21 protein-coding genes are annotated in these 17,684 nt (G+C 57.9%); 14 read left to right on the top strand and 7 right to left on the bottom strand.

The genetic code is table 11. The features are described 5' to 3' along the window. Positions 1 to 100: 100 nt before the first annotated feature. Together hemB and ampH are read right to left on the bottom strand one after the other, a co-directional pair. Positions 101 to 1,075 (bottom strand): porphobilinogen synthase, encoded by a 975-nt coding sequence (gene hemB / locus AS136_RS15635; RefSeq protein WP_023322128.1) that lies wholly within the window; start codon positions 1,073 to 1,075, stop codon positions 101 to 103. Between the two features lie 105 nt (positions 1,076 to 1,180). Beyond that, positions 1,181 to 2,341, bottom strand: a complete 1,161-nt coding sequence (gene ampH / locus AS136_RS15630) for a D-alanyl-D-alanine-carboxypeptidase/endopeptidase AmpH (RefSeq protein ID WP_008805334.1) — start codon at positions 2,339 to 2,341, stop codon at positions 1,181 to 1,183. A 219-nt stretch (positions 2,342 to 2,560) separates the two neighbouring features. Between ampH and AS136_RS15625 the strand changes: the two genes are divergently transcribed. The 3 genes from AS136_RS15625 (at position 2,561) to AS136_RS15615 (ending at position 5,536) form a co-directional block, all read left to right on the top strand. After that, the gene (locus AS136_RS15625) at positions 2,561 to 3,073 is read left to right on the top strand and encodes an isochorismatase family protein (protein ID WP_162493340.1); all 513 of its coding nucleotides are present in this window, start codon (positions 2,561 to 2,563) and stop codon (positions 3,071 to 3,073) included. Between the two features lie 117 nt (positions 3,074 to 3,190). Continuing rightward, the gene (gene sbmA, locus AS136_RS15620) at positions 3,191 to 4,411 is read left to right on the top strand and encodes a peptide antibiotic transporter SbmA (RefSeq protein ID WP_008805336.1); all 1,221 of its coding nucleotides are present in this window, start codon (positions 3,191 to 3,193) and stop codon (positions 4,409 to 4,411) included. Positions 4,412 to 4,429: 18 nt separating this feature from the next. Next, positions 4,430 to 5,536, top strand: a complete 1,107-nt coding sequence (locus AS136_RS15615; protein WP_012968854.1) for a DUF1615 domain-containing protein — start codon at positions 4,430 to 4,432, stop codon at positions 5,534 to 5,536. On the opposite strand, the gene AS136_RS15610 is transcribed toward AS136_RS15615, so the two are convergent. Next, a complete protein-coding gene (locus AS136_RS15610; RefSeq protein WP_012542723.1) occupies positions 5,533 to 5,835 on the bottom strand; it encodes a YaiY family protein in 303 nt (100 codons plus the stop codon). The genes AS136_RS15615 and AS136_RS15610 overlap by 4 nt on opposite strands. 253 nt (positions 5,836 to 6,088) lie before the next feature. On the opposite strand from AS136_RS15610, the gene AS136_RS15605 reads away from it, so the two are divergent. Continuing rightward, positions 6,089 to 6,292 carry a DUF2754 family protein gene (locus AS136_RS15605; protein WP_012968852.1) on the top strand — a complete coding sequence of 68 codons (204 nt, stop codon included), beginning with the start codon at positions 6,089 to 6,091 and terminating at the stop codon, positions 6,290 to 6,292. A 31-nt stretch (positions 6,293 to 6,323) separates the two neighbouring features. On the opposite strand, the gene ddlA is transcribed toward AS136_RS15605, so the two are convergent. Continuing rightward, positions 6,324 to 7,421 carry a D-alanine--D-alanine ligase gene (gene ddlA, locus AS136_RS15600; RefSeq protein ID WP_023322129.1) on the bottom strand — a complete coding sequence of 366 codons (1,098 nt, stop codon included), beginning with the start codon at positions 7,419 to 7,421 and terminating at the stop codon, positions 6,324 to 6,326. A gap of 99 nt (positions 7,422 to 7,520) precedes the next feature. Here ddlA and AS136_RS15595 point away from each other — a divergent pair, with 99 nt between their 5' ends. The 5 genes from AS136_RS15595 (at position 7,521) to AS136_RS15575 (ending at position 12,064) form a co-directional block, all read left to right on the top strand. Further along, positions 7,521 to 8,204, top strand: coding sequence for an extensin-like domain-containing protein (locus AS136_RS15595; RefSeq protein WP_023297115.1), 684 nt, complete (start codon positions 7,521 to 7,523; stop codon positions 8,202 to 8,204). Between the two features lie 169 nt (positions 8,205 to 8,373). Continuing rightward, entirely contained in the window at positions 8,374 to 9,573 is a 1,200-nt protein-coding gene (locus AS136_RS15590; protein ID WP_008805342.1) for a multidrug efflux MFS transporter, read from the top strand. A gap of 300 nt (positions 9,574 to 9,873) precedes the next feature. After that, a complete protein-coding gene (iraP, locus tag AS136_RS15585) occupies positions 9,874 to 10,134 on the top strand; it encodes an anti-adapter protein IraP (protein WP_008805343.1) in 261 nt (86 codons plus the stop codon). 90 nt (positions 10,135 to 10,224) lie between these two features. Next, positions 10,225 to 11,655 carry an alkaline phosphatase gene (phoA, locus tag AS136_RS15580; protein WP_012542718.1) on the top strand — a complete coding sequence of 477 codons (1,431 nt, stop codon included), beginning with the start codon at positions 10,225 to 10,227 and terminating at the stop codon, positions 11,653 to 11,655. A 91-nt stretch (positions 11,656 to 11,746) separates the two neighbouring features. Beyond that, the gene (locus AS136_RS15575) at positions 11,747 to 12,064 is read left to right on the top strand and encodes a PsiF family protein (protein WP_008805345.1); all 318 of its coding nucleotides are present in this window, start codon (positions 11,747 to 11,749) and stop codon (positions 12,062 to 12,064) included. 70 nt (positions 12,065 to 12,134) lie between these two features. Here AS136_RS15575 and proC read toward each other — a convergent pair whose 3' ends face one another. Further along, on the bottom strand, positions 12,135 to 12,944 hold the full coding sequence (proC, locus tag AS136_RS15570) for a pyrroline-5-carboxylate reductase (protein WP_008805346.1): 810 nt from the start codon (positions 12,942 to 12,944) through the stop codon (positions 12,135 to 12,137). 116 nt (positions 12,945 to 13,060) lie between these two features. On the opposite strand from proC, the gene AS136_RS15565 reads away from it, so the two are divergent. Then, positions 13,061 to 13,519: a YaiI/YqxD family protein gene (locus AS136_RS15565; protein ID WP_008805347.1), complete on the top strand. Its 459-nt coding sequence runs from the start codon at positions 13,061 to 13,063 to the stop codon at positions 13,517 to 13,519. Here the strand turns inward: AS136_RS15565 and AS136_RS15560 are convergent. After that, the gene (locus tag AS136_RS15560; protein ID WP_063266835.1) at positions 13,516 to 14,214 is read right to left on the bottom strand and encodes a DUF2076 domain-containing protein; all 699 of its coding nucleotides are present in this window, start codon (positions 14,212 to 14,214) and stop codon (positions 13,516 to 13,518) included. The genes AS136_RS15565 and AS136_RS15560 overlap by 4 nt on opposite strands. Positions 14,215 to 14,541: 327 nt before the next feature. Here AS136_RS15560 and aroL point away from each other — a divergent pair, with 327 nt between their 5' ends. The 4 genes from aroL to ppnP all read left to right on the top strand — a co-directional run bounded on the left by aroL (position 14,542) and on the right by ppnP (position 16,631). Further along, positions 14,542 to 15,075, top strand: a complete 534-nt coding sequence (aroL, locus tag AS136_RS15555) for a shikimate kinase AroL (RefSeq protein WP_008805349.1) — start codon at positions 14,542 to 14,544, stop codon at positions 15,073 to 15,075. Between the two features lie 71 nt (positions 15,076 to 15,146). Further along, on the top strand, positions 15,147 to 15,338 hold the full coding sequence (locus AS136_RS15550; RefSeq protein ID WP_008805350.1) for a YaiA family protein: 192 nt from the start codon (positions 15,147 to 15,149) through the stop codon (positions 15,336 to 15,338). A gap of 250 nt (positions 15,339 to 15,588) precedes the next feature. Next, entirely contained in the window at positions 15,589 to 16,269 is a 681-nt protein-coding gene (locus tag AS136_RS15545) for an AroM family protein (protein WP_008805351.1), read from the top strand. A gap of 77 nt (positions 16,270 to 16,346) precedes the next feature. Beyond that, positions 16,347 to 16,631: a pyrimidine/purine nucleoside phosphorylase gene (gene ppnP / locus AS136_RS15540; RefSeq protein ID WP_002890284.1), complete on the top strand. Its 285-nt coding sequence runs from the start codon at positions 16,347 to 16,349 to the stop codon at positions 16,629 to 16,631. Positions 16,632 to 16,702: 71 nt separating this feature from the next. Here the strand turns inward: ppnP and rdgC are convergent, their stop codons facing one another. After that, positions 16,703 to 17,614, bottom strand: a complete 912-nt coding sequence (gene rdgC / locus AS136_RS15535; RefSeq protein ID WP_002890285.1) for a recombination-associated protein RdgC — start codon at positions 17,612 to 17,614, stop codon at positions 16,703 to 16,705. Positions 17,615 to 17,684 lie beyond the last annotated feature (70 nt).

The following is a 17,684-nucleotide window of genomic DNA, read 5'->3' as shown; positions in this document are numbered from 1 at the left end:
GGTAGGGAGCCGTTTTTGCGCCGGGTGGCGGCTGCGCCTGACCCGGCCTACAGGCGGAATGGAACCCCGGTAAGCGAAGCGCCACCGGGGAGGGGCGGGTTTAACGGAGGATTTTTTTCTCGGCCAGATCGAGGGCGAAATAGCTGAAGATCAGGTCGGCGCCTGCGCGTTTGATAGCGCCGAGGCTTTCCAGAACCACTTTCTCTTCATCGATAGCGCCCGCCTGGGCAGCGAATTTGATCATCGCGTACTCCCCGCTGACCTGATAGGCGCCGAGCGGCAGATCGCTGCGTTCGCGGATATCGCGCAGAATATCCAGGTAGGCGCCAGCCGGTTTCACCATCAGACAGTCGGCGCCCTGGGCTTCATCGAGCAGCGACTCGCGAATGGCCTCCCGGCGGTTCATCGGGCTCATCTGATAGGTTTTCCGATCGCCCTTCAGCGCGGTACCGGCCGCTTCGCGGAACGGGCCGTAGAAGGAGGAAGCGAACTTGGTGGAGTAGGACATAATCGCCGTATTAGTGAAACCGGCGGCATCCAGCGAGCGGCGAATCGCCTGTACCTGTCCGTCCATCGCGGCGGAAGGGGCGATGAAATCCGCCCCGGCGGCGGCGGCGACAACGGCCTGCTTGCCGAGGTTTTCCAGGGTCGCGTCGTTATCCACCCCGTGGTCGCACAGCACGCCGCAGTGGCCGTGGGAAGTGTATTCGCAGAAGCAGGTATCGGACATGACGATCATCTCCGGCGCCGTGGACTTGCAGATCCGCGACATACGCGCCACCAGGCCGTTTTCATTCCAGGTATCGCTGCCGGTAGCATCGGTGTGATGAGAAATGCCAAAGGTCATCACCGAGCGAATGCCGGCGTTGGCGATGCGTTCGATTTCACGTGCCAGATATTTTTCCGGAATGCGCATCACGCCGGGCATGGCCTCGATCGCTTTGTAATCATCAATTTCTTCTTCAACAAAGATCGGCAACACCAGGTCGTTCAAACTCAGTGTTGTCTCTTCAAACAGGGCGCGCAGCGCAGCGGATTGACGCAGGCGGCGGGGGCGAGTGATTAAATCTGTCATGGTTTGCCTGATTTTGTGAAATGAAAGACGTTAGTGTAACTGAAATGGCATGGGGATGTTTCGCCAAAACGATCGTTATGTCGTGTCGGCGAAACCCCCGCGAGCTTACTGGCTGGCCGTCTGCATGTTGGGCTGCGCGCCGCTCAGCTCGCTGACCAGGTCGTTGATGCCATCGCTCATATTGTTGAAGCGGGTTAACGGCGAGCGGGTTACTACCACAAAGGCGCCGACGTTAGCCTGCGGATTCATCGCCATATAGGTGATAAACCCGCCGCCGCCGCCGGTTTTCTGAATAATCCCCGGATGGCCATTCTTCGGCTTCATATACACCCAGCCGAGGCCCAGCGCGTCGGCGCGGCCCGGCACGTCCATACCAATCACCCGGGTCAGCTGGTTACGCTGATAAATCAGCGTCTGCATCCGGTCGGCCTGCTGGCTGCGGGTATAGAAATCGGATGACAGGAACTGCTGCATCCAGCGCATCATATCCCCCGGCGTCGAGTAGACTCCGCCGCTGCCGATCGCCGCCAGGGTGTTGTTGCATGGGCTGGCGCCTTTTTCCGGGATCATCAGCCGCTGGCACTGATCCGGTGACGGGGTAAAGGTGGTGTCCTTCATCCCCAGCGGCCGGGTGATCTGTTCTTCAAACAGCTGCGGATAAGGTTTGCCGGCAGCGGTGGAGAGCGCGTCCGCCAGTAAATCAAAGGCCAGGTTGGAGTAGGCCGCCTGTGAGCCCGGCGCGGTCTTCAGGGTCGCGGTAGAGAGCCAGTTCCAGCGCTGCTGGCGGGTCGGCCAGACAAACACCGGACGATGAGCGGCGCCGCCAGGCTGCTCGCGCGGCAGGGCGCTGGTATGGGTTGCGAGGTTAACCAGGGTGATTGGTTTTCCCTGCCAGTCAGGCACCCGGGTACCCGGCGGGGCGTATTTGCTCAGCGGATCGTTGAGTTTCACCACTCCCTGGTCGAGCAGCTTCACCAGCATCTCGCTGGTCATCAGTTTGCTGAGGGAGGCGATACGGATCACCGAGTCGAGCTGCGGGTGCTGATTATTCCCCGGGCGGGTTTCGCCAAAGCTGCGAAAAACACGCTGATTGCCATCGATAACCACCAGCGCCATGCCGGTGGCGCCGCTGCCGTAGTAGATATGATTGGCGTAACGATCGACCACATCCGAGGCGAAAACCGGGTCAACGGTAGGCTGTGCGGCCTGCACCGAGGTCCACGACGCCGCGCACAGCGCAGCAAAAATGAGCAAACTACGTTTCAACGGAGATCATCCATTAAATAAATAAAAAAGAAGAGGGTATTTATACTACGAAGTGGCGCAGAACAAAGTGGGATTCACGACATTCCTGCAGGAAAAAGGTAACGGTGCGTAAAAAAGACTTTTTTACGCTTTCAGATATCGGCTTTTTCCGCTGCCGCGTATGATGACCGTTTGGCTGAAAGTTCGTGGGAGAGAACAATGACGGCTCAACGGGTAGTGATGGTCGTGGATATGCAAAACGGCGTGTTCGCCACGCCGCGTCTGGCGCGCGAGCGCTGCGTCGCGCAAATTAATCGTCTGGTGCGCGCGGCGGACAAGGTTATTTTCATTCAGCATGATGAGGCCGGCGGCCTCGAAGCCGGCAGCGAAGGCTTCGCCCTGCTTCCCGAGCTGGAACAGCCAGCTGGCGCGCTGTATGTCACCAAAACCGCCTGCGACGCCTTCTACCACACCTCGCTGGCGCAGGTGCTGGACGAACACGACATTCAGCAGTTCGTCATCTGCGGCTGCGCCACCGACTACTGCCTCGACACCACCATTAAAAACGGCGCCAGCCGCGGGTACGGTATTGTGATCGCGGAAGATGCCCATACCACCGCCGACCGCCCCGCCGCGCAGGCCGCGACGCTTATCGCCCACTACAATGAGGTGTGGCGTACGCTGACCGTTCCTGGCAATCCTTTACAGGTGAAACCCACAGAAACAATTCTGCACGCCTGGCAGCAGAACTAAGCTGTTGATATCCGGTCTTATCATTCGTCTGCCCCGCGAGAACGCATCCACGCGGCGGCCGACGTATGCGTCGTACACAGCAATAGCAGAACGATAAGAAGTTAGCAGGAGACAATGATGTTTAAATCTTTTTTCCCCAAACCGGGGCCGTTTTTTATTTCTGCCTTTATCTGGTCGCTGCTGGCCGTGATCTTTTGGCAGGCGGGCGGCGGCGACTGGCTGCTGCGGGTCACCGGAGCATCGCAAAATGTGGCGATCAGCGCGGCGCGCTTCTGGTCGCTCAACTATCTGGTGTTCTACGCTTACTATCTGTTTTGCGTCGGCGTGTTTGCACTCTTCTGGTTTGTCTACTGCCCGCATCGCTGGCAGTACTGGTCGATTCTCGGCACGTCGCTCATCATCTTCGTCACCTGGTTTCTGGTGGAAGTCGGGGTGGCGATCAACGCCTGGTATGCGCCGTTCTACGACCTGATCCAGAGCGCGCTGGCCACCCCGCATAAGGTCAGCATCAACCAGTTTTATCATGAGATCGGCATCTTTCTCGGCATCGCGCTCATCGCGGTGATCATTGGCGTGATGAACAACTTCTTCGTCAGCCACTACGTCTTCCGCTGGCGCACGGCGATGAACGAACACTATATGGCCCACTGGCAGCATCTGCGCCATATCGAAGGCGCCGCGCAGCGTGTGCAGGAAGATACCATGCGCTTTGCCTCCACCCTGGAAGATATGGGGGTAAGCTTTATCAACGCGGTGATGACCTTGATCGCCTTCCTGCCGGTGCTGGTGACGCTCTCCGAACACGTTCCCGACCTGCCTATCGTCGGCCATTTGCCGTATGGTCTGGTGATTGCCGCTATCGTCTGGTCGCTGATGGGGACCGGCCTGCTGGCGGTGGTGGGGATTAAGCTGCCGGGCCTGGAGTTTAAAAACCAGCGCGTGGAAGCCGCCTATCGTAAAGAGCTGGTCTACGGTGAGGACGATGAAACCCGCGCCACGCCGCCGACGGTGCGCGAGCTGTTCAGCGCGGTGCGTCGCAACTATTTCCGTCTCTATTTCCACTATATGTATTTCAATATCGCCCGCATTCTCTACCTGCAGGTGGATAACGTTTTCGGCCTTTTCCTGCTGTTTCCGTCGATCGTTGCCGGTACGATTACCCTCGGGCTGATGACGCAAATTACCAACGTCTTCGGCCAGGTGCGCGGCTCGTTCCAGTACCTGATTAGCTCGTGGACGACGCTGGTGGAACTGATGTCCATCTACAAACGTCTGCGCAGTTTTGAACGCGAGCTGGACGGCAAGCCGCTGCAGGAAGCGATCCCGACATTACGTTAATTAAGACAAGGAAGCATGATGGCCGCACGTTTATCGCGCATTATTCCCGGTTCATTGACGCTGTTGGCGGCCATGGTGCTGAGCGCCTGTACCAGCCAGCAGGCCCCGACGCTGAAAAAGGGCGAGAAGCCCGTTGACGTGGCGTCGGTGGTGCGGCAGAAAATGCCGGCCAGCGTCAAGGATCGGGAGGCCTGGGCGCAAGCCATCGCCACCGCGTTTGACAGCCAGAAGCTGGCGCCGACGGAAGAGAATGTCTGCTCGGTGCTGGCGGTCGCGCAGCAGGAGTCTAACTATCAGTCCGATCCGGTGGTGCCGGGGTTGAATAAAATCGCCTGGCAGGAAATTGACCGCCGGGCGGAAAAAATGCACATTCCGCCGTTTCTGGTCCATACCGCGCTGAAGATCACCTCGCCAAACGGTAAAAGCTATAGCGACCGTCTGGACAATGTGAAGACGGAAAAGCAGCTGAGCGCCATTTTTGATGACTTTATCGGGATGGTGCCGATGGGGCAGAAGCTGTTCGGTTCACTTAACCCGGTGCACACCGGGGGGCCGATGCAGGTCAGCATTGCCTTTGCCGAGCAGCACACCTCCGGCTACCCGTGGAAAATGAACGGGACGGTGCGCCAGGAGGTCTTCAGCCTGCGCGGCGGCCTGTGGTTTGGCACCTATCATCTGTTGAATTACCCGGCCAGCTACAGCGTGCCGCTGTACCGCTTTGCCGACTTCAACGCCGGCTGGTATGCCAGCCGTAACGCCGCCTTCCAGAACGCGGTGGTGAAAGCCAGCGGGGTGAAACTGGCGCTCGACGGCGACCTTATCCGCTACGACAGCGAGGAACCGGGCAGCACCGAGCTGGCGGTGCGTCGTCTGGCGGGCCAGTTGGGAATGAGCGACAGCGAGATCCACAGCCAGTTGAAAAAGGGCGACAGCCTGGCGTTTGAGAAGACCGACCTTTATCAGCAGGTTTTCCGCCTCGCCGAGAAAAGGGCGGGCAAGACTCTGCCGCGGGAGATGTTGCCAGGGATCCAGCTTGAGAGTCCGAAAATTACCCGTAATCTGACGACGGCGTGGTTTGCAAAACGGGTTGATGAGCGGCGGGCAAATTGTATGGCGCGGCGTTAACGGCGCTGACGCCAGCGCACAATGAGCGCCAGCAGCCCGATGAACGAGCAGCCGATCAGGAAAGGGATCAGGCCAAAGAGGGTGCCAACGGCGAGACTGATGTCGACTTGCGGACGGCTGGCGTCCTGCGTTTGCATCAAGCGTTCAAATACCCCCGGAGCGTGGATCAGCATGCTGAGCATCTGCGCGCCGGCCCAGCAGCAGACTAGCACGAACAGGCCGTAGGCGACATGGCTGCCGGTCAACGCCCCTCTTTTTTTATTTCCCAAAAGCGATTTTGAAAAACTGAATTCAGCCATAGGCCCTCCCACCTCTGTACTGCTGGTTTTTTCTCCAGCTCTATGGCAGGTATTCTGGCAGTGAGGGGCCATTGTCAGTATCAGATTGCTGGTAATTGCCGTCCAGGAATAATCCTGTTTTCGCTGGTGTGTTAACCGCGCCACAGGAATGGAAAAGGGAGAGCGGCGTCGCAATCCAGCAACATTCTCTCCCGCGCTACAGACCGCCGCGGGCGGCTATGCGAAGATGCGTTTTTTTGCTGTTGGAGGTCGCATGAAGCTCACAGATAAAATTCGCCGCGACTGGCACTACTACGCGGTGGCGCTGGGGCTAATTTTTATTCTCAATGGGGTGGTGGGGCTGCTGGGGTTTGAAACACAGGGCTGGCAATCCTACGCCGTCGGTCTGGTCACCTGGGTCATTAGCTTCTGGGCCGCGGGCCTGGTGATCCGCCGCCGCCCGGCAGAAGAGGCCTGAGACCCCTGCTGCCAGGCGCGATAAACGCGTTTTAGTTCATGGAGGTTTTCAGCGCCCGGTCCGCGGCATGGCGCTCCAGCGCCAGCTCAATCAGCCGGGTGATCAGACTGGTGTAGTCGAGGCCGCTGGCCTGCCACAGCTTCGGATACATGCTGATGTTGGTAAAGCCCGGCAGGGTGTTGATCTCGTTGATCACCACCTCGTTCTCGGCGGTGAGGAAGACGTCGACGCGGGCCATGCCGCTGCAGCCCAGGGTCTGGTAGGCCTGCACTGCAATCGCGCGGATCTTGTCGTTGATCTCAGGGGCGATGGCGGCCGGGACCACCACCTGCGCGCCCTGGTCATCGATATATTTGGTGTCGTAGGCGTAAAACTCGCTGTTGAGGACAATTTCACCGCAGGTGCTGGCCTGCGGGTGGTCGTTACCCAGCACCGCACACTCAATTTCCCGCCCTTTAATGCCTTGTTCCACCACGACTTTATGATCAAATTCAAAGGCCTGGGCCACCGCCTGATGGTACTGCTCTTCGTTTTTAACTTTGCTGACGCCAACCGATGATCCCTGGTTGGCCGGCTTCACGAACAGCGGCAGCCCCAGCTTCGCTTCAACATCGGCAAAGCTGAACTGCGCGCGGTTGGCGCGGGTCAGGGTGATAAACGGGGCGACGGCGAGCCCGGCATCGCGCAGCAGACGTTTGGTCACGTCTTTGTCCATACAGGCCGCGGAACCCAGCACATCGGAACCAACGAAAGGCAGATTCGCCATGCGCAGCATCCCCTGCAGGGAGCCATCCTCGCCCAGCGTGCCGTGGACGATGGGGAAAATCACATCGATAGCCGCCAGCGGCTGGCCGCTGTCGGCGTTAATCAGCTGCTGTGCTTCGCGGCCCGGGATCTGCGCCAGGGTCACCGTGGAAGGACGCAGGGCAATGCGGGCAGGATCCTGAGCATTGAGCAGGTAGTTGCCGGCGTCGTTGATGTGCCATAGCCCCTGTTTATCAATACCCAACAGAACCACATCGAAGCGCGATTTATCAATCGCTTCCACGATATTCTTCGCTGACTGCAGCGACACTTCATGCTCCGCCGACTTGCCGCCAAAAACGATCCCAACCCTCATCTTTGCCATTTCAACTTCCATCCAGATAACATCAAAGGGCATAACATACCATGTGAAACCGCTGCCTGCCTGCCATAATATTTACCTGATCAATTGACGGGAGTGGGCGTGAGAGGAAAGACGCTGCTGGTGCTGGCCGGGCTGCTCGGCGCGGGCCTGTTAGGATACCGCTATCTGCCGCCGCACCTGAATCCGCTGGCGCCGCTGGCGCTTGACGATCCCCCGGGCTGGTTGACGTCATTCAAGCTGCGCAGGCTGACGGCAGACCAGTGCGCCTCCCTGCTGGCGGAAGCCAATCGCCGCCGGCTTATCGCCAGCCAGCCGGTGGCGGACAGCGAGGGAAGCTGCCCGCTGCATAACGTGGTGCGGGTAGCGAATTTTGGCAGCGTGACGCTGAGCAGCAGTTTCCTCGCCAGCTGCCCGCTGGCGCTGAGCAGTGCGCTGTATGTCGAGCAGCAGGCGAAACCGCTGACCCGTCAACTGATGGCGAGCGATCTGCGCCAGATCGATCATCTCGGCAGCTTCGCCTGTCGCAATATCTACCATCGGCAACAGGCGCGGCGCAGTGAACACGCCACGGCGGACGCGCTGGACGTCAGCGGTTTCCGCCTGGCGGACGGCCGACGCGTCAGCGTCCTGCAGGGCTGGCGGAGCGAGACCTCGCATCCCTGGCTGGCGGCGCTGTTGAACAACAGCTGCCACTACTTCGGCAACGCGCTGGGGCCAGAGTACAATGCGGCTCACGCCAATCATTTTCATCTGGGGATGCGCGGGCAGGGCTTCTGCTTTTGAGCATAAAGCGCTGTGAGCAGCCTAAATGACCAGAAAATGCTTCGTCAGGTTCTCATCCGCACTCATAAAACACCAAACTCACCGCCAGCGCATCTATGGTAGTACACCAGTGGAATGAAATTGCTAAGCTAGGTAATAATTGGCAAATCATTAATGAATACGCGTAGTTATGGAATCCTGGAAGGTTAATCTCATCTCCGTCTGGTTTGGTTGCTTTTTTACCGGCCTGGCGATCAGTCAAATTCTCCCTTTTTTGCCCCTCTACGTCTCCCAGCTGGGCGTTACCTCGCATGAAGCGCTGTCGATGTGGTCGGGGCTGACCTTCAGCGTGACTTTTCTTGTCTCGGCGATCGTCTCGCCGATGTGGGGGAGCCTGGCAGACCGCAAAGGCCGCAAGCTGATGCTGCTGCGTGCCTCGCTGGGGATGGCGATTGCTATTTTACTGCAGGCCTTCGCCACTAACGTCTGGCAGCTGTTTATCCTGCGGGCGATCATGGGCTTAACCTCCGGTTATATCCCCAACGCCATGGCGCTGGTGGCCTCCCAGGTGCCGCGCGAGCGCAGCGGCTGGGCGCTGAGCACGCTATCAACCGCGCAAATCAGCGGCGTGATCGGCGGCCCGCTGCTGGGCGGCTTCCTGGCGGACCACGTCGGGCTGCGGATGGTCTTTTTTATTACGGCGATCCTGCTGACCATCAGTTTTCTGGTGACCCTGTTTCTGATCAAAGAGGGAGGGCGCCCTCAGGTCAGTAAAAGCGAGCGCCTCACCGGAAAACAAGTCCTTGCCTCTTTACCCTATCCGGGGCTGGTGATCAGCCTGTTCTTCACCACCCTGGTGATCCAGTTGTGCAACGGCTCAATTGGCCCGATCCTGGCGCTGTTTATCAAATCGATGGCGCCGGACAGCAACAATATCGCCTTTCTGGCCGGGATGATCGCCGCGGTGCCTGGCGTGTCGGCGCTGATTTCTGCGCCACGGCTGGGTAAGTTAGGCGATCGCATCGGTACCTCGCGGATCCTGCTCGCGACGCTCTGCTGCGCAGTGGTGATGTTTTTCGCCATGTCTTTTGTCACCACCCCGCTGCAATTGGGTACGCTGCGTTTCCTGCTCGGCTTTGCCGATGGCGCGATGCTCCCGGCGGTGCAGACTTTATTGCTGAAATACAGCAGCGACAGCGTCACCGGACGCATCTTTGGCTATAACCAGTCGTTTATGTATCTGGGCAACGTCGCCGGGCCGCTGATTGGCGCCTCTGTATCGGCGATGGCCGGCTTCCGCTGGGTGTTTATTGCTACCGCCATTATCGTTTTCATTAACCTCTGGCAGCTGGCATGGATGCTGCGCCGCACCCGCCGGGCTAACGCCTGAACCTCTGCTGACGGTATTTATCGCGATACCGTCAGCGTTATTCACCGTCGGTACATTTACCATTACTTTTTGTTATCGCCATGCCGTGAGCGCTATTCCATTTTATTATTTCCTGCGCCATCTGGTTATAACCATCCCCGACCATGATTAAACAATACTATTTATAGTGGTATTTTGTTGTGGTAAAACGTTTCGCTGTATATTGGGTGTTGCGATGATTCTTATTTTAAGTAATTCTGAGGTCCGTCATCGGGTATGACATCCCAATCAAAAACAGGCCTCGCATAAGGAACTGGTGCTATGAAGAATCTCATTGCTGAGTTACTGGTTAAACTGGCGCAAAAGGAAGAAGAAGCAAAGGAACTGACGGTGCAGGTTGAAGCGCTGGAGATCGTGGTCACCGCATTATTGCGCCATATGGAGCATGATGCCCAGCAGGCATTGATTCAGGATATAGAACAGGCGATTGACCAGGTGACGCCCTGTCCGCCGGTCAACGACCAGGATGCGATGCTGCTGCAGCAATATCTAAAGAAGCTGTTGCGGCATCCTCGTAGCTAGTCTTTATGACACGACAAGGATGCCGTCATTTTTCTGTCATCTCCCTTTTATAAAGTCTCCCTCGTTTTGTTTTTTTTAAGTATTTTTTACATGGAGATGACAAAAGTGAAATTAAGCGCCCTGTTTATTGCCCTGGTTCCTCTGCTGGGCTCGCCGGTTATTCATGCAGAAACGACTGCTGCGCCGGTTCTGGAAAATCGCGCTGCGCAGGGAGATATCACCACTCCCGGCGGCGCGCGTCGTTTAACCGGAGATCAAACCGAAGCGCTGCGCGCCTCGTTAATCAATAAGCCGGCTAAAAACGTTATTTTGCTGATTGGCGATGGCATGGGTGATTCGGAAATTACCGCTGCGCGAAATTATGCGCAAGGGGCAGGCGGTTTCTTTAAAGGGATTGACGCCTTGCCGTTAACCGGGCAGTACACGCACTATTCGCTGGATAAAAAAACCGGGAAACCGGACTACGTGACCGACTCGGCGGCGTCCGCCACCGCCTGGACCACCGGCGTCAAGACCTATAACGGCGCGCTGGGCGTCGATATTCATGAGAACGCGCATCAGACCATCCTCGAGCTGGCGAAAGCGGCGGGGCTGGCCACCGGCAACGTTTCCACCGCCGAGCTGCAGGACGCCACCCCCGCAGCGCTGGTGGCGCATGTGACATCGCGTAAATGTTACGGCCCCACGGTCACCAGTGAAAAATGCCCCAGCAATGCGCTGGAGAAAGGGGGCAAAGGCTCCATTACCGAACAGCTGCTGAACGCCCGGCCGGATGTCACCTTAGGCGGCGGGGCGAAGACCTTTGCCGAAACGGCGACGGCGGGCGAGTGGCAGGGCAAAACCCTGCGCGAGCAGGCGGAAGCGCGCGGCTACCAGATTGTGACCGACGCGGCTTCCCTTGCCGCCGCGACTGACGCCAGTCAGGCTAAGCCGCTGCTGGGACTCTTCGCCGATGGCAATATGCCGGTTCGCTGGGAAGGGCCGAAGGCGTCTTATCACGGCAATATCGATAAGGCGCCGGTGACCTGTACGCCAAACCCGAAACGCGACGCCTCGGTGCCGACGCTGGCGCAGATGACGGAGAAAGCGATTGACCTGCTGAGCCGCAACGAGAAAGGTTTCTTCCTGCAGGTGGAAGGCGCTTCCATCGATAAACAGGATCATGCGGCGAATCCGTGTGGCCAGATCGGCGAAACCGTAGACCTCGACGAAGCGGTGCAGAAGGCGCTGGAGTTTGCGCGAAAAGACGGCAATACCCTGGTGATCGTCACCGCCGACCATGCGCACGCCAGCCAGATCATTCCGGCGGACAGCAAAGCCCCGGGACTGACCCAGGCTCTGAATACCCACGATGGCGCAGTGATGGTCATGAGCTACGGCAACTCTGAGGAAGAGTCGATGGAGCATACCGGCACCCAGCTGCGCATTGCGGCCTACGGTCCACACGCGGCTAACGTCGTCGGCCTGACCGACCAGACCGACCTGTTCTCGACCATGAAAGCCGCCCTGAGTCTGAAATAAGTCGCTGCCGGTGGCGAAATCGCGTCACCGGCTGGTTTTTTTTCTATCTGCGTCCAGACTTACAACGATCCACTCACAGAAGGATGGTGCGATGAAAATAACCTTACTAATGACTCTACTGTTTGGCTTGATCTTTATCAGCGCGGTTGGCGCGGCAGAAAAAACGCCCACTCCACAGCAGCAAAAGATGACGGACTGCAATCAGCAAGCGTCAGCCAAAGCGCTGAAAGGAGATGAGCGCAAAACGTTTATGAGCCAGTGCCTGAAAAAAGAGACCACTACGTCGCAAGGAAAAGCGCTCACCCCTCAGCAGCAGAAGATGAGCGACTGCAACAAAGCGGCCTCGGCAAAATCGTTGAAGGGTGATGAACGCAGTACCTTCATGAGTACCTGCCTGAAGAAAGCCTGAAAAAAAGGGAGCGCTTATCCGCTCCCTTCTTCTTTGAACACTCAGGGCATTGCTGCCTACCCTCTCAGGCTCAGGAGCGGCTCAGTTTCTCTGATTTCTCCATACACTGGGTGATGGCTTCGATCACCGCGGAGCGGAACCCTTTCTCTTCCAGTACGCGGACGGCTTCGATGGTGGTCCCGCCAGGCGAGCAGACCATATCTTTCAGCGCCCCCGGATGCTCGCCGCTCTCCAGCACCATTTTGGCGGAGCCCATTACCGCCTGGGCGGCGAATTTATAGGCCTGGGCGCGCGGCATGCCGCCGAGGACGGCGGCATCGGCCATCGCTTCGATAAACATAAAGACATAGGCCGGCGCGGAGCCGCTCACGCCCACCACCGGATGGATCATCGGCTCGGCAATTTGTTCCGCCTGGCCAAAGCAGCGGAAAATGGTCAGCACTTCGGCCACATCTTCGCTGCTCACCAGCGCGTTAGGCGTGACGGAGGTCATACCGGCGTTGACCAGTGACGGCGTATTGGGCATCGCGCGAATAATTTTGCGATCGTGACCGAGGGCGCGCGCCAGTTGCTCAAGCGTGACCCCGGCGGCGATGGAGACCACCAGCGACTCTTTATTCAGGCTTGAGGCGACGTCGCCCAGCACTTTGGTCATGATCCCCGGCTTAACCGCGCCGAAGACGATATCGGCAATCTGCGCCACTTCCTGAGCGCTCCCGGCGGCGTTGATGCCATACTGGTCGCGCAGAGCCGCAACCTTATCCGGCGACGGGGTGTAGACCCAGATTTGTCCCGGCTGTACCTGGCCGCTGGCGATCAGTCCACCCAGAATGGCCTTACCCATATTGCCGCAGCCGATAAAGCCAATTTTCTTATCCATCACCATTCCCCTCTGCTTTTTTCGTTACGATCTGATTAGCTTACCATCCTGGCGCTTTCATGGGGGAGAAAAGCAGGTAACATTGGCGTCACTTATTGCAGGTAACAGGAGCTGGCATGGCTATTTGGGTAGATGCGGACGCGTGTCCGAACGTGATTAAAGAGATTTTGTTCCGCGCGGCAGAGCGTACCCAGACCCCGGTGACGCTGGTGGCGAATCAGCCGCTGCGCGTGCCGCCGTCGCGTTTCATCCGCACTTTGCGGGTTGAGCAAGGTTTTGACGTGGCGGATAACGAAATCGTTCGCCAGTGCGCGGCGGGAGATTTAGTCATCACCGCCGACATCCCGCTGGCGGCAGAGGTGCTGGCGAAGGGCGGGGCGGCGCTGAATCCGCGCGGGGAACGCTACAGTGAGGCGACGATCCGCGAGCGCCTGACGATGCGGGATTTTATGGAGACATTGCGGGCCAGCGGCGTGCAGACCGGCGGCCCGGATAGTTTATCGCAGCGCGACCGGCAACAGTTTGCTGCCGAGCTGGAGAAGTGGTTGCTGGCGGTTAAGCGTCAGCAGGGTTAAACCCAGCTATCGTCGTCGCTGCCAATATCATCGTCGCCAAAGCCGGCGTCGAAGTCGTCGTTCCAGGTGTTGTCGGCAAGGAACTGATCGTCTCCCTGGCGGAACGGATCGTCACCCGCGGTGGCGTCCTGCGCGGCGGCGGCAGCAGGCTGCGGCTGCTCTTCGATGATATTGACAATCTCCTGCGGGTGCGAGCCGCTGAACATGTTGGTCAGCATATTGCCCAGCACCACGCCGCCCGCTACGCCTGCGGCCGTTTGCAGCGCGCCTGCCATAAAGCCGCCGCCGCGTGCCGCTGCCTGCGGGGCATAGTTCTGTTGCTGTTGCGGCGGGGCATACTGCGGCTGGGCGCTGGCCTGCGGGCGACCGTATTGCTCCGCGCCCGGGATGGGGTCAGAGCCGCGTGACGAGCCGCCACCGCCAAACAGGCCGGAGAGGAATCCGCCGCTGCTGGGCTTCGCCGCCTGCAGCTGGCTGACCTGGCTCTCCAGCGCCTGGATGCGATCGTTAAGCTGTTTAATCGCGGCTTCCTGGATAAGAATGGTTTGCGCCATATAGTAGGGGGCCGCCGGCTGCGCGCTTACATGTTGGGCAATCCGCTCCTCGGCGCTGGTATCGCGCGATGCACTGTGCGCCTCAGACTCTTTTAGCCGGGAAAACAGTCCATCAATAAGGCGTTGTTCTTCAGATTGCATGTTACATTCCTCTGTCACACTGTCGAATAGGCATCAGGGTGCGTCTGAAACACGATGTTGTAAATATGTTGCTTCGTAAAGCTATGCATAAATGTGTTACCGTTTACGCCAGCGTTGGATAAAAAATAACGCCCAGCCGAAAGTAAAGCTGGTTAAACACTTAATGCAATGATAAGTTTACATCAAGAGCCCCTTTTGTCACTGTGGTGATGGGGTGTAAAGAAGTTGTGTAACGTTTTGTTTACGACTACGTTACGGAACAAACAGCGATAATACGTTCTTTCGTTTTCATATTTTACGACAGGCGGAACCAGGGGGTCTTCGGTCATGACACAGCCAATCTTTCTCATCGGGCCACGCGGCTGCGGTAAAACCACCGTCGGTCATGCGCTGGCGCGAGCGCGGCATTTTCAGTTCTCCGATACCGATCATCGGCTGCAGGCCCATGAGCAGCGGACGGTGGCAGAGATCGTGCAGGCAGAAGGGTGGGCGCGTTTTCGCGAACTGGAGACCCTGTCGCTGAAGGCCGTGACTCTGCCGAATACGGTGATCGCCACCGGCGGCGGTATTGTGCTGGCGGAAGGTAATCGCCAGTTTATGCGGGAGAACGGCGTGGTGATCTATCTGCAGGCCTCGGTGTCGGCGCTCATTGATCGTCTGGAGGCCTACCCAAAAGCCGAACAGCGTCCGACGCTCACCGGTAAGCCGGTACGTGAGGAAGTGGGCGAGGTGTTGGCGCAGCGCGAAGCCTTATACCGTGATGCCGCCCATCATATTGTCGATGCCACGGCCTCCCCGGATCGGGTGGTGGAGCAGATTATGACCATGCTGTGCGGCGCGACGGCAACCCCGGTAAGTTAAGAATTTACTTACATTAAGGCGGCGAAGGGCGCCTATACTTGATAGTTCTGATACCAGAAGAAGGAAGAACTATGCCAAACAGGCCCCCATATCCGAGAGAAGCGCGCGTGGTTGCGGTAGAGAAAGGCCCGCAGGGTCAGACCGTCACCTGGTATCAACTCCGCGCGGATTATCCTGAACCCAATTCGCTGATCAGCGAACATCCTACCGAGCAGGAAGCCGTGGATGCCAAGCGGCGCTATGAAGATCCTGATAAGTCGTAACCCCTGAGCCCGGATTGCCGGCCATACTGGCAATATCGGGCGTATCTCACATTTTTTATTTATCAGTCGTACTAATGAATATCTAACACACGGATTTTTCAGGCACGCCGCTGTCGCCCGGCAATCTTTACATTCAACCGCGGCGCGGAACTGCTACGCTTCTCGACGGTTGATTTTTACTCACCAGGGGGGGCGGATGCCGTGTGTGGTAAGTCTGTCTTGAAGCAGTGGTAGTGAAAAGGTACATGATATGAGTAGTGCAACGATGGCAATTTTGACCATCGGCGTTGTGCCGCTGGCGGGAGTGTTGCCGCTCCTGACCGAACATATCAGGGAAGAACAGATCACCCACATTAGTTTGCTGGGCGATATGACACATGCTGAGGTAACCAAAGAGTACGCGGTGGGTGACGGCGAGCAGGGCCTGCTGACCTTGCTCAATGATAACCAACTGGTGATGGTATCGCGGCAGAAAATTGAACGCGATATCCGCAGCGTGATCGCGATGCTGGATCGGCAGAACTATGATGTGATCCTGTTGCTTAGCTCCGAACAGTTAAGCGGTTTTACCACCCACCATGCGATCCTTCTTGAGCCGCAGCGGATCATCCCGCCGCTGGTGGCGTCGATCGTCGATGGGCATCAGGTGGGGGTGATCGTGCCGGTGGAAGAGATCATGCCTATGCAGCGGCAAAAGTGGCTCTCGCTGGAAAAGTCGCCGTACTACGCGCTGGCCAACCCTTTTACCGGCAGCGACAGTGAGTTATTAAGCGCCGGCAAAACGCTGCTGGAGCAGGGCGCCGACGTGCTGGTGCTCGACTGTCTCGGTTACTATCAGCATCACCGCGATGTGTTACAAAAAGCCCTGGACGTCCCGGTTTTGCTGTCGAATGTGCTGGTTTCCCGACTGGCGGCAGAACTATTGGTCTAATGTGTTAATTTCACGTGACAGGGGCAAGGAGCGCCCCCTATATTGAGCCTTTAACCGACGATCAGAAGGGCTTGTTTATGCTTCAAAGCAATGAATACTTTGACGGAAAAGTGAAATCCATTGGCTTCACCAGCAGCAGTACCGGTCGCGCCAGCGTTGGCGTGATGGCGGAAGGGGAATACACCTTTGGTACGGCGCAGCCGGAAGAGATGACGGTGGTCAGCGGGGCGCTGAATGTCCTGCTGCCGGGTGAGACTGAGTGGAAAGTTTACGCCGCCGGCGAAGTTTTCAATGTGCCAGGCAACAGCGAATTTCATCTGCAGGTGGCTGAGCCAACCTCTTATCTGTGCCGCTATCTGTAAGCCAGAGTGACACCCGGCGCCTGCCGCCGGGTTGTTTTTTCCTTCCTGCCTGGCAGGAAGGAAAGCGGCGCTTAGCGCTGCGCTTCGCCGCCGAGCCCTTCTACCAGGCTTTGGATCAGGGCAGCCAGCTCGCCGGTCATTAAGATAAAGTCGGCGTCAAAGCGCTGGGCGAAATCTTCCCGATCGATATCTTCGTTTTGGTCACGTAATTCATCGCAGAACTTGAGGCGCTTAATTGACGCATCGTCGCAGATCACAAACTGAATACGCTGCTGCCAGTCCAGCGCCAGCTTGGTGACGACCTTCCCGGCCTCAATGTGCACGGCGATTTCGTCGCTGACCAGATCCTGTTTCTTGGCGCGGATCACGCCGCCATCTTCCAGCATCGCTTTCAGCTCGGCTTCATCCAGCAGCTGGAAGCCCTGCGCCACGGTGCCGGAGCGGACCCACTCGGTCAGCGTCAGCTCAATCGGATTCTCCAGGGTCAGCGGCACCACCGGCAGTGAACCGAGGGTTTTACGCAGCAGGGCCAGCGTGTCTTCCGCTTTCTTCGCGCTGGCGCAGTCCACCATGATCAGGCCGTTAACGGTATCGATCCACATCATCGTCTGGCTGAAGCGGCTGAAGGCGCGCGGCAGCAGCGAGTGCAACACTTCATCTTTCAGGGAATCTTTCTCGGTCTTCTTCAGCTTGCGGCCCTGATCGGCTTCCAGCTTCTGGATCTTCGCCTCCAGCGCCTGCTTGATCACCGGCGACGGCAGGATCTTTTCTTCTTTACGCGCGCAGATAATGATCTGGCCGTTTGCCGTATGCGTCAGCGCGTCGCTGTGCGATCCCATCGGCGACACCCAACCGGTTTTCGCCATATCCTGGCTGCCACACGGGGTAAATGTCAGCTCGGCCAGCTGTTTTTCCATCTCCTCGGCGCGCAATTCGATATCGCGGCTGAGACGGTAAACCATTAAATTTTTGAACCACAGCATGATAATTTCCACGGCTTTATCGTTAAATCAGGCGGGCATGATAGCGAATTGTCGCTATGCTTGCATTGTT

Source organism: Klebsiella sp. D5A, from assembly GCF_001620885.1.
GTDB lineage: Bacteria > Pseudomonadota > Gammaproteobacteria > Enterobacterales > Enterobacteriaceae > Klebsiella > Klebsiella variicola.
This window is presented reverse-complemented; position numbering and strand designations above follow the sequence as displayed.